The organism is Sphingomonas sp. TDK1 (assembly GCF_001650735.1).
Taxonomy (GTDB): domain Bacteria; phylum Pseudomonadota; class Alphaproteobacteria; order Sphingomonadales; family Sphingomonadaceae; genus Sphingomonas.
The window spans coordinates 1-14679 of record NZ_LXVY01000003.1 but is presented as its reverse complement, the minus strand read 5'-3'; the positions used below and the strand labels follow the sequence as shown (position 1 = coordinate 14679).

Genomic DNA, 14679 nt, shown 5'->3' with positions numbered 1-14679 from the left:
CTAGTCGGCGCGAATGCCAATGTCGCGACGAATGCATCTCGATCCAAAACATCTTTCGACTTCCACGGTTTTTGCTGCCTTGCACAATAAAGGCTTTTCCTGCAAATCTTACCGGCGAGCCACTGCATGCCGAGGGGGATACATGCCAGGCATCTACGTCATCATCGCCACGATCGGTCGGGCGGAACTCACCCGACTGACCGTAGACCGTCTTGCGGACCAAACGCGTCCGCCCGACGGCGTCGTGGTGGTTTCCGTTAAACCAGAGGACGTGACCGGTGTCGACCAGGCGCGTGGCAATGTTTCGGTCGTGTTCTCCGAGAAGGGCTCCAGCCATCAGCGCAATCGCGGCATTGATCTCGTCATCGACAAGGCAGATATCCTGATCTTCTTCGATGACGATTTTCTGCCCTGCGATAACTATCTCGAAGAAGCCGAGCGAATCCTTACGGCGTCACCCGATATTGCCGGCATCACCGGTGATCTTATAGCTGACGGAATTCACACGGGTGGCTATACGTTCGAGGAAGCCGTGGCGATGGTAGACAGCCATACGCCGCCAGCTGAACCGCAAGTTCGGGATCGTCCCGCGCTGTATGGTTGCAACATGGCGATCCGCGCATCTGCGGCGCGGGATATTCGATTCGATGAGACACTCCCGCAATATGCATGGCTGGAGGATATCGACTATGCGCGCCAGGTCTTCGTGCGGGGCCGGTTGATTTCCAGCAGCGCCGTCAGCGGCGTCCATCTAGGCGTACGCGGTGGGCGCACATCGGGCATCAAGCTCGGCTATTCGCAGGTTGCTAACGTCGTTTATCTGAAGCGAAAGGGCACCATCCAGCCGTGGCTGGGCGAAAGACTGCTGCTCCAGCAGCTTACGTCGAATCTGCTTCGAAGCCTGCGCCCTGAGCCGAATATTGATCGGAGGGGGCGTCTGAAGGGCAATCTCATGGCCATTGGCGATATATTATTCCGAGGCCGCATAGACCCTGGCCGTATCAACCGCCTATAGGATGGCGCTTGTCGCCCGCAAGCATCGCTGGCGGGACTGCGCTACCCGTACCGTTCTGTGCACGACGCGGGACCTGTACAGCGGAGCCAAACCGCGTGCGCGGCGGCGGTGCCATCGAATCGCTTTCTACGCGGAATTCGCCATCAATTCTGACGCTTTGCTGCCATCCCTATCTCGTCGACAGATGTTTCTGCGGCCAATGATCCTGGCGACCTCGCGTTAAAATAGTCAGCGCACGCCGTAGAAACGCGATACGCATCAGTCTATGCTTGCGCAGTCCTAATCGTCTAGCGTCGGAAAGTACCGTCGGATGCCGGGAAGCGCCCTAAAAGCCGTGAGCGGAAACAAGCGCCGTCGCCGATTGCGGATTTGGACATGCATGATTGGAGCCGCAGCGATTGGTGCGCTGGCGTTCCAGGCAGCCTCTTTTTCCGCGCAGCTGTCGCCGGACGAAGCGCATGCCGAGAACATGGTAGCCGGCGCGACGTTGCGTTCTCTCCTCTCAGTCCAAATCGTCGGAAATGTCCCGTTTGATCTGCAATTGGCCACGGCGCGAAAGCTTGGGGTCGGTGGCGTTCGCATGGGCATGTACTGGGATCGCACGGAAGTTCGCGTCGGCGAGTATGATTGGCGTCAGAATGACGCGCGCGTGGCCGCAGCACGCGGCGCAGGGCTTTGGACCATTCTGACGCTCTTCGGCAAAGCACAGGGCTATGTCTCCGCCGATCCCACGACCCGCGCGCCCGCCGGTGGCGATGCGCAGGCAGGCTTTGCGCGTTTCGCCGCCGCCGCTGCGCAGCGTTATGGCGCTGGCACGGCTGTAGCGCCGGTGATTTACGAAATCTGGAACGAGCCGAACACACGCACCTTTTGGGGCGGTAGCGGACCCGATCCCGAGGGCTATGCGGGCATGGCAACAGAGGTGTGTGAGGCGATCAAGGCGGCGCTATCGCAAGCGACGGTGTCCGGGCTTGTGATGGAAGGGACGCCGGTGAAACCCGCCCATTTCGTGCCTTCCTATGGCATGGACATTTACCAGCAATGGGCGGGTCGGGCTGCGGAGCCCAGGCTGATGGCGTGCCTGGATGCAGTGAGCTTGCACCCCTATCTCAATACGCCCGAAGCCTATCTGAAGGACGAACCAGCCCTTGAGCGGTTCTTCGCCGAACACCCGTTGCGCGGACGTGCGACCCGCATCATCAACAGCGAGGCCGGCTTCGCGGTAAACATGGCCAAGGGCGTTGCCGAAGACCAGCAAGCCGCCCTCGATCTCCGAACGGTATTGATCTACACCGCGCGCGGTCGCACGACCAACCTGTACCAGGCGGTGGACACGGGATCGGACCGGACGAATTCGGAACTGTCGTTCGGCCTTGCGACCACCACCGGAGAGCTAAAGCCTGCCGGCGCAGCGATTGCCCGACTGATGCAGCAAATCGGCGACTTCGAGATCGTCGGCATTACGCCGCTTCGCGATCGGCCAGACCTTTTAATGTTCACGGCGCGGCGTGGTGGCGCGCACGCCTATGTGTTGTGGTCGGTCGCCAGCCAAGCAGAGGCAGTTGACCCGCGCGATTTGCCGGCCCCCGTGACGCGCGGCATCGACCTCGTTTCCGGACGCGCCCTCGCCTTGAGCGCGCCACTCATGGTCGGCGCCTCACCGGTGCTTCTGACAAACCTGGATGAATAGCCGCTTTGCGCGAAACCCAAGGCGATCATGGCCCCTCCACCGGCCGAGCTTCTCGAAGAAGGCCATAACGGTGATATTGCGCACGCCAGGATTCCGCCGTCACGCTTTGACGCGATGACGTGGCACGTGCCCGCAATGCCAGCGCCGCAGCAGCGAAGATCGCGAAATTGGCGCCAGGATCCGCGCTCGGTGATCCGACCGCCTGCGGGATCAGGACACCAAGGGCAGCCCAAGACGCGGCGACACCCAACCCAAGCATTGGATCATCCGTCGCGCCATAGGTGCTGTTCCGCAGCGGCTTCAGAACCCAGAGCACATAGGTCACAAAGGTCACCGCCCCGATCACGCCCATCGATCCAAGAACTGCGGTGATGAGGCTGGACGAGCGGAAGCTGCCTGGACCGATCCCGAGGCCGTGACTCACCCAGAATGCCTCGAATCCCTTTTTCGCCCAGAACGCACGCTGCAGGCCGGACTCGGAAGTCCCTTTATCCACCGTCATGTGGTAGAACATGTCGCCGAATGCCGTCGGCAGCGCCGGCACAATCAGACACACCGCCGCCACCAGCGTTGCCCCGCCCAACAGCGCGCCGAGGAGATAGGGCATGCTTCGGCCCAACACGCTGCCGGGAATGAGCACCCGCAACATCAGGATCAACGAATATCCGCCCAGCCCGACATAGGCGAGCCCCGACGTCGAAAACACCAGAAGCAGCCCCATCGCCGCGGCGGTAATCCCGGTCACGCGCGGCCAGATCCCGCGCAACCAGCTCTCGAACATCAGCACGAACCAGCCAAAGGCAAAGCCCGAATAGGCGGACGGCTCCGGCGTGATCCCGGTCAGGCGAATGAACCCGCCATAGCTCTGATCGAGTTGCGCATAGTTGCCGTTGCGGAAGAACTGGAAGAACGCGTCTGCCGGCGTCCCCTTGAGCGCTACCCCGGCGACGCCCAGGATCATGTGGATCCAGCACAAGGCCACGGCCGTGCGAAGGAAATAACGCGGGCCAGCATCGGTACGAATCGCCGCATGTACGCAGATCGCGATCAGCAAGGTGCCGACCATATAGACCGAGGTCGTGATGTTCTGCGACGACGGCGCCAGCGGTACGGCCGCGTAGATGTAGGTGAGGCCGGTGAAACGCAGCGGCGGTACTTGCATGCTTCCGGCGAAAATCCGCGGCAGCGCGTATGATCCGATGATGCCGTACAAGACGAAAACGAGCAGGGGTGCATTCGCCTTGATCGCGTCGCCGAGCCGCGCAAGACTGCCCGGGGTGGGTAGCAGGACGCGAAGCGCGAGGAAGCCGAGCGCCAATTGCGCCGGCGGAATCGAAGAAGCACCCAGCGCCGTCATGATGATCGCTGCCGACCCGATCATGAGGCTGGTCAGCATGAGAAACGACATCATCGCCGCGCTCGAGCCGATGGCGAGCAGCAGCGCCCCGACGATGACGACGAACAGGCCGATCGTGGTCGGAAGCATTAAACCCCCTGCATCCGCCCGGCGCGCGTCCCATCAGGCAAGGGCAACGACACGCTCACGCAAGCGCCGCAATCATGCCGTCGTCAAAGCGCTCGGGAGCGAAGCGCGCTGCCTGTGCGATCGCGCAATCCGGATCGAAATGCGGAAGCCACCGCTCGAAACGCTCCACCGCCTCGACAAGCGAGTCCGGCGTTTGCGCATCGAAAAACATCCCGGTTTGATCGGGAACGATGCTGTCCAGTGCCCCGCCGCGGCCATAGGCGATCACAGGACGCCCCGAGGCCATCGCTTCGACCGGCACGATCCCGAAATCCTCTTCGGCAGTGAAGATCAGCGCGCGCGCCGAAGCATAGGCATGCTGAAGTCCCGAGAGATCGAGCCGCTCGACAAAGCGAATGTTGGGCCCTGCACGGCGACGCAGTTCCGCAGCCATCTCGCCATCGCCCACCATCAGCAGCGGCAAGCCCAGGCGATTGAACGCCTCTACCGCGAGGTCCGCGCGTTTGTAGGGGGTCATCTGACCTACCCAGAGATAGTGCGGCTCGACGGCATCGATCTTACCGAACAGATGTGTCGCCACCGGCGGGTGCACCACCTCCGCCTCCCGCCCCCAGGTTCGGGCGATCCTGCGTTTGATGAAGTTCGAGTTCGCGACCAGTCGATCGACCCGGGCCGCGGACGTGACATCCCAGCTTCGCAGGCGGTGGAAGAGAAAAGGCATAAGCGCTCGGCTCACGGTCCCGGCGGTTTCACGATAATCGTGATAATGGTCCCACAGATAGCGCATCGGGGAGTGGACATAGCTGAGGTGCAATGCATCGGGCGCTGCGATCACGCCCTTCGCTGGTCCGGATTCGCTGCTCAGCACCAGATCATATCCGCGCAGATCGAGTTCCTCGAGCGCCATCGGCATCAGCGGGAGATATTTCTGATAGTGCTTCGTCGCTCCCGGGAGGCGACTGATGAAGCTCGTCGTCACCTTTCGAGCGCGAATGATGTCGGACATTTTTTCCGGCACGTACACATGCGTGAAAATGTCCGCGTTGGGAAAGAGGTGCAGCAGGCGCTCGATCACGCGCTCGCCCCCTCTCATGGTGACCAGCCAATAGTGGATGATGGCCACGCGTTGATAGCGTCGGCGCAGTGCCTCTAGCGAAGGCAGGTCCGCGCTATCACGCATAATAGCTACGGTAGGATCCGTAGTGGAATTCGCCGTCGCCATAACCGTATTTTACCTGCCTCTTCATATCGACCTGGGTAAGGGCCACGCCGACAAGGTTGACGTCTTGCGGGGGCAGCATGCGCAATGCTGCGCGAACCGCGGTGTCAGGGGTCCTGCGCCACTGCACCAGCAGCAGGGCGGCATCGGCCTTCGTCGCAACCAATCGCGCGTCGGCGGTCGGCAATAGCGGCGCGGTGTCGAGGATTACCCGTGCAAAGCGCTGCCGCAGGGTTACGAGAAGATCGTCGAACGCCTTGCCCGTGAGCAACTCCGTTCCGTCGACATCATCGATCGAGAGGGCGAGGACATGGAGTCCGGTGCCCTCCTTGATCAGCGCGTCCGAAAGCGTTGCCGTACCCCGCAGAACGTCGATCAGACCCGCGCGGAGCTGGGATCCTTCGATCGAGCGGGTTACGCCTTTACGGCGCAGGTCGCAGTCGACCAACACCGTGCTTTGCCCGGAAAGCTGATAGGAGCGGGCGAGGCAGATCGCGGTCGTCGTCTTGCCTTCCTTGGGCAAGGAAGAAGCGACGGCAATCACCTGGGCGCCGCAGCGATTGAAGAAGCTCAAGGTTGCGCGCAACGAACGGAAAGCCTCCGCAAAGGGCGAGCGCGGATCGTTGACGACGGCCGAAACCGGGGTGTCCTTCGTCTTGCGCACCGATTTCAGCGTGGGGATCATCCCGACATAGGGCACATGCAGGCGGCCTTCGACATCTTCACCTGTCGTAAGCCCCGAATAGAGCAGCTCGGTGGCGAGCGCTGCCGCCGCGCCCACCCCCGCGCCGACCACAAGGGCGAGCGCCAGGTTCAGCATCGGACGAGGAGAAAATGGCCGCTCCGGCACGCTCGCCGGCGACAGGATGCGGGAGCCGGGCTGCTCCGTGCCTTCCTGTGCCAGGACTTCCTTGTATCGATTGAGATAGTTCTCGTAGAGCCCCTGCGATGTCGATGCCCGCCGCATGAGATCGTCGAGTCCGGCCATCGCGCGGTTGTTCTGGGCCAGGGCACCGGACGCCTTGTTGAGCGACCCCTTCAGAGAACCCTCGCGTTGCACCGAAACGCGCTGCTTTGCCTCCAGGTTGGAGATGATGCGCTTGATCTCCGCCTCAACCTGCTGATTGATTGCGTTGAGCTGGCTCTCGGTCTTGACGACCTCCGGGTACAAGTTGCCGTAATTCGCTTTCAGGTTAGCCAGTTGGGCGATCAGTTCGGCCTGTCGGGCGCGAAGCGCCGTCACCACCGGCGATTGCAGCGCCTCTCCGACATCGTCCCCGCTGGACCCGCGCGCCAGCTGGCTCCGTGCCGTATTCAGGCGTGCCGCATCTTCCGCGCTCTGCGCATGTGCCGACGCGACCGCCTGGTTATAACTGGAAATTTCCTGCTCGGTGAGATTGGCACCGGTAGTGCTCGGCAGATTGTTGGCGATTCGATAGCGTTGCACCGCTTCCGTGTCGGCCTGCGCTTCCTTGCGCAGTTGCTCCAGGCGCCCTGAGAGAAACTGGGTCGACTGCTTGCTCTGCAGCTTTTTGTCGATGATGTCGGCGTAGGTGTATTGCCGTGCATATTCGTTCGCCATTGCTGCGGCGAAGGCAGGATCTGGATCCGTGAAGCCGATAAGCAACACCAACGTCTCGCCCACCCGCTGCGCCGTCACATGCGTCTGAAGATACAGCGCCGCATTGGCCTTCGCCTGCTCGACCGTCAGCGGTGTCGCCGGCGTCGCGGCGATCAAGCCGAACAACTGCGCTGGTCGTGCCGGCACTTCCCGAAAGCGCGCCTGCTGCGCCAAGTTCAGCGCATTGACGACGCGCATCGCCATGTCCTGCGAGGTAATGACTTGCACCTGCGTGTCGGCATAGGTGCTGGTTGGCGGCACCTGCTGCGACACGGAAGCCGTCGTGCTGGTCGGCGCGATTTGGTTGGTTTGCGAATTCAACGAAATTTGCGCGGCCGCGGTGTAAAGCGGCGTCTGCTTCAGCGTAAAGACAAGCCCAAGAAGCAGCGCTGACACCACGATCGCGATGAAAACGCCGATGCGGCGCCGAAATATCGACCAGATGCCGCGAAAGTCGAGACGATCTGCCCCCGCCGCGCGTTCACCACGAACCTCCGGCAGGATTTCGCCGCCCGCAGGCGTCAGGGTAAGCGCCTTGTTCACCGCCGTGTTACTCCAATCAAGACTGGCCTGGCCATATTGTTTCCGATCAATACTTTGCGACCGCACCCACACGAATTTCGCTCGCGTCGAAGTTGCGCGTGGCAATAGCGGAGGATTGGTTGCGAAAACTGACCGATGCAGTCAGGTCGATAAACCGTGTAAGATTGTACCGCCCACTCAAACTGCTGACCAGCCGGTTTTCGGAACGCCCTATTCCGCGAAAATTGGTACGAAGATGTTCGACAGCACCGGTTATGACCATCCGGCGGAGCACTTCATAGTCCGCCGTCAGTCGCACGATATCTTGGTCGAGGGCGGAAACATCCTGCAACGGGGCGCGCTGCAGCGTGCGCATCGCCACAAGTTCAAGGCTGAGCAGGGTCGTGGGGTTCCAGTACAGCTTGGTCGAATAACCGAGCCCGCCGACGTCCCGAAAAAGCGAGGAGACAAACCGCTGCTTGAGATAGGTGACCGTCACCTCGCCGCCTACAACATCCCCCAGGTCGAACTGAAGACCACCCCCTGCCGTATAGCCGTCGGACGCGCGATCGATAGCTTGCGGCCTGGGGTATCGCGCGCGATTCACGGAACCGCTGGCGAAGAGATAGATGCCTGGCCTGACTTCATATCCACCACGCGCGGTGAGCGAAGCGGTCTCGAAATCGCGGCCGCCCAGATCTACGACAGATCCGTCGGCGGCACGACTATCCAGATAGCTGAACTTCGTCGCACTGCCGTCAAGCCGGAACAACATGCGCCCGGGCGTCAGCGCAACACCCAATCCCGCCGATGTCTGATTATAGCGGGTAGGCCGCGGTCCAATGAAAACATCGGTCGCACTGCCACGCTCCTCGATACGGTGCGCGAAACCACCACTGACGTTGAGGCGGACGTCCCGGGCAAGGTCATAACGACCGACGAGGTTCGTACTGAATTGATTGGAATTCTCGGTCTTCAGGTCGAAATAGCGCCGCGCTTCCCCGTCCATCGTGAGCCGCAGCGAATGCCGGCTCCAGGAAGAGCGCAGCGCCAGACTCGGGCTGAACCGTACATGCCCCTCGCTTAGGATCGGCGCATTGCGATTATACACATTGTCGTCATAGCCGATCATCGTTCCAAGCGCCGGAACCAACCTGAAGCCGCCGACGGGAATTCCCTGCGGCGTGACACCGGGGAGCGTGCGCGCCGAGACCGAACTTTGCTGCGCGAGGGACAGATCAGAATTCTGCGCTGCGGCGCACCCCGGCACGAACGTGAGGGCGAGCACCACCAATCGCAAACCGTCTTGCCCCAAAAGCGTCATGTGAAACGAGCGCCTCCCCTTCAAGGGGCTAGCATAATCAGAGCAATCTGTCCCCTTATTATTGCGGCAGTGCAGCGTAGGCTGTGCATTTCTGAAACGGTTCTATCCCTCCGGAAGGGAATCCTTGGAGCGCAGACTAGTCTCTTCCGGAACGACAGCATCCGATCGCCGCACTTTTTCTGCGCAAAATCAGTCTGATGCTAGCAGTTCATGATGCAGTCTGGAGCGATGGCCAACATGCCCTGCAAAAAGTCAGTTGGCCGTTGTACAATATTGTGCACTCGCGGTACGATAATGCATCTGCCAGGGGAATCACGATGAAGAGACGAACATTCGCTGCGGCCCTTGTGGTGGGCATGGGCGCGCTTTCGGCTTGCGCATCTACTCCGCCGGCGCTGGAAGCGAGTCAGATTGCGCCACTCAACGCAGGCTATTTGTTGGCGGCCGGGGACCGGGTGCGCATCATTGTATTCAACGAGACCAGCCTCACCGGCGAGTACAGCGTCACGCCCCAGGGCACGATCGCATTCCCCCTCATCGGCACCATCCAGGCAGACGGCAAGACAACCGAGGACGTCAGCCAATTCGTCCGCGAAAAGCTGAAGCAGGGGTATGTGCTGGATCCTCGCGTGAGCGTCGAGGTCATCAGCTACCGGCCCTATTACATCCTCGGCGAGGTAAACAAGCCCGGCGAATATTCCTTCTCCAACGGCCTTACCGTTCAGCAGGCGGTAGCTGCCGCCGGCGGTTTCAGCTATCGCGCAAATCGCGGCAAGGTATTTCTTCGTCGCCGCGCGGGTGAGGAGCGCACCGTTGATCTGAACGGCCCGGCAGTTCAAGTACTCCCCGGCGATACGATCCGCGTCGGCGAACGCTATCTATAATGCCCGGACGTTGCGCCATCGCGCGTGCCGTGGGCTTAACGGGATATCAAGTCGCGCGCGGATACGACGGTCTCCATGCTGGAACCGTCGACATTGGCGCCTGTTCACTTCGTGCGGCTCGCGCGCGCGGCGGCGCTTGCCTTGCTGATGCTGATGGCGCTTCTCGCTAGCTCCGGGTCTCGATCCTCACTGCCGGTCCTTCTGTATTTCCTCACGATCGCGCTGATGGTCGGCTTCCCCAAACTGCGCAGCGGCGACATCGCAGGATTCTTAGTATCGATCGCTATCCTGCTGTGCTTCATCGAGTTGTCTGAAAGTCACAGCCTTTCCTGGGAGCGCGCCTGCACGCTTGCCGCGGGAATTGGCGCCGCCATCTTCCCGTTCAAGGCGAGCCGAATCCGACGCTTGGCGAATAGCGAACTTTATCGCACGCTCGCGGATAGGCGAGATCGCGCAGCACGATCGACTTCGTCGGAAGCGAGCAGCGCGCTTATCATCATCAAAGCGCCATAAAACGGCACAACAGGCGGCTTGTAGACACCGCCGGGATGATTGCGCAGTTGTATGCTGCGTCGCAACAAGTTACTGAGTCAGACGATCGACCGGAAGCGAACCGGCGGCCTTATTGCCTGGGGGGGCGCGCACGTCCATGACTCGCATCGCGATATTCAGCGTCAAATACAGTCCCAATCTGGGTGATGGTCTGCTGTCGGAATGCCTGGAGCACGAATTGCAGCGCCATGTTCCAGGGCTTGCGCTGACGTCGCTCGACCTTGCTGGCCGTGCCGCCTATGGGCGGTCCCTCCCCAACCGCAAGCTTGCGCTTCGTGCTCTGGGGCTGATGCCAAAGCCCTTGCGGCGATTCGCCACCCGCACGGCGCTCGAGCGGCTGGCGAGACGGCGGCTTCATCCTGCCTGGCGGGCCGCACTCGCAGACTGCGACGCGGCGATCATCGGCGGCGGCAATCTGTTCGCCGATGCCGATCTTAACTTCCCGATCAAGATCAACGTGGCGCTGCAGGAGTTACGCGATCGCGGCATTCCGGTTGCCGTATATGGCGTGGGGGTTACCCGGAACTGGTCCCCGGCAGGGCATCGACTATTCAGCCAGGGACTTGCCGACGCGGAGGTAGTGGACGTGACGGTGCGCGACACGCGCTCCCAGGTCATCTGGAACGACTTGCTCGCGACTTCTGGCGCGCCGTCGGCAGGGCTCTCACACGATCCGGGACTGCTCACCGCGCGCTACTTTCCAGCAGCGACCGAAAAATCGGACCGCATCGGCTTCTGCATCACCGATCCGGTGGCGCTTCGCTACCATGCGGCAGCGGGGGCCGTGCGCGGGGACCTTCGGACCTGGTACGACGAAGCGATCGCCGCGCTGGCCGCCAATGGTCGATCGGTCATTTTGTTCACCAATGGCAGCCCCGAAGACGAAGCGTTCCTCGCCCTGCATGCGAACCGCTGGGCCAGCATAGCGGGCGTGTCGGTCGCCCCCAGCTTCGACCGCCCCGCACAATTGGCGGAATGTATCTCGCGCTGCGCGATGGTGATCGCGCATCGCATGCACGCCTGCATCGCTGCACATTCCTATGGCATCCCGGCGATCGGGTTGGCGTGGGACGTGAAGCTCAACAGCTTCTTTGACTTGGTCGGACGCTCTGCTTGGGTGATTGATCCCGCCGCAGTTCCGCCCTCGGACATCCCGGCACTGGCGCAGCGCGCGACCTCGCAAGGCATCGATGCGCCGTCGCTGAGGATGTTGATCGAAGCGTGTAGCAACGATGTCCGGCGCCTGGCCGACACGCTGCTCGCGGCGGCCGGCAAAAGATGATCCGACGCATCGTCATCCTGAACGATCTCGCCGAGCCCAAGGGCGGCGCGACGGCGCTGGCGCTGCTTTCCGCACATCGATTTCTCCAGCGCGGCCACCCGGTGACATTCATCACGGGCGACAGCGGCGACAACGCCCAACTTCGCGAGGACGGCGCAGAAATCGTGGCACTCGGCCAGAACAGGCTTTTGTCGGGGTCCACCCTGGCCGCCATGCGGGTGGGTTTATATAATGGCGCGGCATACCGCATGGTTGCCGACTGGATTCGCGCGAACGATACGCCGGGCACCGTCTACCACCTGCATGGCTGGGCGCAGATTTTGTCGCCTTCGATATTTCGTGCGCTCCAGCAGGTGCTCGATCGCGTGGTGCTATCAGCGCACGACTTCTTTCTCGCCTGTCCAAATGGCAGCTATTCTCTGCTCAAGACCGGCGAGGTGTGCACCCTCTCCCCAATGTCGCTGCGTTGCATCGCCACCAATTGCGACCGTCGCAACTATGTTCACAAGCTTTGGCGGGTCACGCGTCAGGCGATCCAGCGCTACTTCTACAATCGACGCACCTCCCCGCCGATATTGGCGATCCACGAGGCGATGCGCCCTTTCCTGATGCGCGCCGGCATACCCAGTTCGGCGATCAGGACGCTGCCCAATCCAGTGACGGCCTGGACTCAAACGCGGATCGTTGCGGAGGAGAACCGCGATATCCTGTTTGTCGGCAGGCTTGAAGAAACCAAGGGCGCGGATCTCGCGGCACAGGCGTGCAAAATGGCAGGCGCAAAGCTTCGCTGCATCGGCGACGGCGTATTGCGAGCGGCGCTTTCCCGCAATCCTGCCGTGCAACTGGAAGGCCGTCAGAACGCAGCGGGAATCGCCGCCATTGCAGCGCAGGCACGCCTTCTGGTGATGCCCAGTCGCTACCCCGAGCCCTATGGCCTCGTCGCCGCCGAAGCTGCCTGGAGTGGATTGCCGGTGATCGCTCCGCCCACCGCATTTCTGACCGGCGACCTTGTCGCGGCGGGCGCCGGTATGGCGGTAGAGCCGCGCGACACCGCCAATTTCGCCGCCACCCTGCGTCGGATTATCGACGACGATGCGCTTTGCGCACAGATGAGCCACGCCGCTTTTTCGGGTACCCGCGCGATCGCGCTGGATCCTGACGCGTGGATCGATCGCCTTCTCGACACATATAGCGAGCGGCTTTCGATCTCTAGCGCAGCAGAGCTGCATGCTTCATAAACCCGCCACTTCCTTGTCCCACGCAGGCGGCAGCCTCCCGATCAAAGGTCAAGCGCGGATGAGACCCTGGCCGACTACAAGGTGGATCATCAACGGACGGTTTCTGACCCAGAAAACTACCGGCGTGCAACGCGTGGCGCGCGAATTGACCAAGGCGATCGACGACATAATCGGTACGCGCACAATCCCCGCGACGTTCCAGTTGATGTGCGAGCACAATGCCGACCTGTCGAGTCTGCAGCTTCGCAATATCGCCGTGGAACCCGTTGGTCATACGACCGGGTATGTATGGGAGCAGGTCACGCTTCCGCGCGCGGCCGGAAATGCCAATCTATTGTGCCTGGGGAACACGGCCCCCCTCTGGCCTCTGGCCAGGAACCGCAGCGTCAGTGTCATGATACACGATCTGTCGTACCGGCTCTATCCAGAGGCATACAGCCTACCCTATCGCGCCGCCCACGCCGTCATGCTGCCGCTGATCCTCAAGCGCGCCCGCCATATCATTGCGGTTTCCGAAACGGAGAAAGCCAGCATCTCCGCCTTGGAAGACGATTTGCACAATCGCATTACCGTTGCCCAGAACGGAGGCTGCATTGACCGCGGCGGCCACGCCATGGCCAACATTAAAGCACGCTTTGGTAACGGCTACGTACTGTACGTCGGTTCTCTTTCTCTACGTAAGAACATTTCGGGCCTAAAGCAAGTCGCGGTTCGGCTAGCGCGAGAAAGAGGACAATCTTTTCTCTTCGTCGGGTCAAACAGTCGTTTTTTTGCCGAAACCGATCTCAATATTCCTGAAGATGTCGCACATCTCGTCAAGTTCGTAGGACATATCGAGGATCTGGATCAGATCAGCGAAATCTATCAAAACGCACGATGCCTCGTCTTCCCATCTTTCTACGAGGCATCCCCCCTGCCGCCTCTGGAAGCCATGTCCTGCGGCTGCCCCGTCGTGGGATCGGATATTCCCTCTATGCGCGAACGGTGCGGTGAGGCCATCGGCTATTGCAACCCTCATGATCTCAACGACATATACCGCATGGTCTCCGCGGTGCTTGACGATCCAGATTTAACGGCAAAGCTGGTTGCAAAAGGCTATGAGCAGTCGCAACGCTTTTCCTGGCAGCGGCAGGCAGAGCATATCCTGGCGGCATTGCTGGCCGATTGACGGCGCCATACGGCCGCGCTCAGCCCTGCGGTCCGCAGCGGAGAGCGCTGGCGCCCGATCAAGTCCGCTACGGTGCATGTTCGCCGGCCAGCCCTTGTAAGAGATCTTGGAGGCGCGCATACTCCTCCTCCGGCAGCATATACCCGCTGTTAACATGCGTGATAATATGCGGGGCCGGTTGGAGAGGCTCGCAATGCCACGCCGAGGTTTTTTGTCAGAAATCCGTCGCCGCGACGGTACGATGCCGCCCGCACCGGGGCGACCGCCCCAGGCGAGTGCGCCGGAGGCGGCAACCCCTTCTCCGGAAGACGCGGAAAGCGAGCGGACCATCGGTGCGCCTGCCCCACGGGCGCCCGTGGGAGACCTCCAATTCAAGCTACGTGCCGCTCTCGATCAGCTGCCTGAGCCGGAGGTCACCAAATTCCCCCGCGCCGTGCGCCTTGGCCTGTTGCTCGTTCCGGCCATTGTCCTGTGGTTGGGCGTGACCTGGCTACTCCGAGCCGTTAGCTAAACTTTAGCCCGACGCACCTCGAATGGCGGGCGTACGCCTTCCACAAGAACCTGCGGGCACCCTTGGCAGCGCCGCCAACGAGTTGAAAAATACGCCGTTGAAAAACTAGAGCAATTTCACATTGACCGTTGATATCCAGCGGCCTGGAAGAAGTTGGCACATTCGCA

11 protein-coding genes are annotated in these 14679 nt (G+C 61.4%); 7 read left to right on the top strand and 4 right to left on the bottom strand.

Annotation, left to right across the window (positions count from 1 at the left end; genetic code table 11):
• The first annotated feature begins 142 nt into the window (after positions 1-142).
• Both A7X12_RS02200 and A7X12_RS02195 read left to right on the top strand, forming a co-directional pair.
• Positions 143-1015 carry a glycosyltransferase family 2 protein gene (locus A7X12_RS02200; protein WP_064310024.1) on the top strand — a complete coding sequence of 291 codons (873 nt, stop codon included), beginning with the start codon at positions 143-145 and terminating at the stop codon, positions 1013-1015.
• 379 nt (positions 1016-1394) lie between these two features.
• The gene (locus A7X12_RS02195; protein WP_064310023.1) at positions 1395-2705 is read left to right on the top strand and encodes a cellulase family glycosylhydrolase; all 1311 of its coding nucleotides are present in this window, start codon (positions 1395-1397) and stop codon (positions 2703-2705) included.
• Between the two features lie 25 nt (positions 2706-2730).
• Here A7X12_RS02195 and A7X12_RS02190 read toward each other — a convergent pair whose 3' ends face one another.
• The 4 genes from A7X12_RS02190 to A7X12_RS02175 form a co-directional block, all read right to left on the bottom strand.
• On the bottom strand, positions 2731-4062 hold the full coding sequence (locus A7X12_RS02190) for a glycoside hydrolase (RefSeq protein WP_157105478.1): 1332 nt from the start codon (positions 4060-4062) through the stop codon (positions 2731-2733).
• A 184-nt stretch (positions 4063-4246) separates the two neighbouring features.
• Complete coding sequence (locus A7X12_RS02185; RefSeq protein ID WP_443029286.1) at positions 4247-5314, bottom strand: glycosyltransferase; 1068 nt, start codon at positions 5312-5314, stop codon at positions 4247-4249.
• 49 nt (positions 5315-5363) lie between these two features.
• Positions 5364-7574, bottom strand: coding sequence for a GumC family protein (locus tag A7X12_RS02180; RefSeq protein ID WP_064310020.1), 2211 nt, complete (start codon positions 7572-7574; stop codon positions 5364-5366).
• Between the two features lie 46 nt (positions 7575-7620).
• Positions 7621-8877 carry an outer membrane beta-barrel protein gene (locus A7X12_RS02175; protein WP_084444972.1) on the bottom strand — a complete coding sequence of 419 codons (1257 nt, stop codon included), beginning with the start codon at positions 8875-8877 and terminating at the stop codon, positions 7621-7623.
• A gap of 197 nt (positions 8878-9074) precedes the next feature.
• On the opposite strand from A7X12_RS02175, the gene A7X12_RS02170 reads away from it, so the two are divergent.
• From A7X12_RS02170 to A7X12_RS02150, 5 genes are all read left to right on the top strand, one after another.
• Entirely contained in the window at positions 9075-9761 is a 687-nt protein-coding gene (locus tag A7X12_RS02170; protein ID WP_232318279.1) for a polysaccharide export protein, read from the top strand.
• Between the two features lie 75 nt (positions 9762-9836).
• Positions 9837-10274 carry a hypothetical protein gene (locus A7X12_RS02165; RefSeq protein WP_157105477.1) on the top strand — a complete coding sequence of 146 codons (438 nt, stop codon included), beginning with the start codon at positions 9837-9839 and terminating at the stop codon, positions 10272-10274.
• A gap of 136 nt (positions 10275-10410) precedes the next feature.
• Entirely contained in the window at positions 10411-11595 is a 1185-nt protein-coding gene (locus A7X12_RS02160; protein ID WP_064310016.1) for a polysaccharide pyruvyl transferase family protein, read from the top strand.
• Positions 11592-12833 (top strand): glycosyltransferase family 4 protein, encoded by a 1242-nt coding sequence (locus tag A7X12_RS02155; protein WP_064310015.1) that lies wholly within the window; start codon positions 11592-11594, stop codon positions 12831-12833. Before A7X12_RS02160 ends, A7X12_RS02155 begins: the two co-directional genes overlap by 4 nt.
• A gap of 145 nt (positions 12834-12978) precedes the next feature.
• Positions 12979-14001, top strand: coding sequence for a glycosyltransferase family 4 protein (locus tag A7X12_RS02150; RefSeq protein WP_232318277.1), 1023 nt, complete (start codon positions 12979-12981; stop codon positions 13999-14001).
• Positions 14002-14679: the final 678 nt, after the last annotated feature.

What these genes read in the sequence shown, in the direction of transcription:
- A7X12_RS02200 (WP_064310024.1), top strand. Translation starts at nt 143, where the DNA reads ATGCCAGGCATCTACGTCATCATCGCCACGATCGGTCGGGCGGAACTC.
- A7X12_RS02195 (WP_064310023.1), top strand. Translation starts at nt 1,395, where the DNA reads ATGATTGGAGCCGCAGCGATTGGTGCGCTGGCGTTCCAGGCAGCCTCT.
- A7X12_RS02190 (WP_157105478.1), bottom strand. Translation starts at nt 4,062, where the DNA reads ATGACGGCGCTGGGTGCTTCTTCGATTCCGCCGGCGCAATTGGCGCTC.
- A7X12_RS02175 (WP_084444972.1), bottom strand. Translation starts at nt 8,877, where the DNA reads ATGACGCTTTTGGGGCAAGACGGTTTGCGATTGGTGGTGCTCGCCCTC.
- A7X12_RS02170 (WP_232318279.1), top strand. Translation starts at nt 9,075, where the DNA reads ATGCTAGCAGTTCATGATGCAGTCTGGAGCGATGGCCAACATGCCCTG.
- A7X12_RS02165 (WP_157105477.1), top strand. Translation starts at nt 9,837, where the DNA reads ATGCTGGAACCGTCGACATTGGCGCCTGTTCACTTCGTGCGGCTCGCG.
- A7X12_RS02160 (WP_064310016.1), top strand. Translation starts at nt 10,411, where the DNA reads ATGACTCGCATCGCGATATTCAGCGTCAAATACAGTCCCAATCTGGGT.
- A7X12_RS02155 (WP_064310015.1), top strand. Translation starts at nt 11,592, where the DNA reads ATGATCCGACGCATCGTCATCCTGAACGATCTCGCCGAGCCCAAGGGC.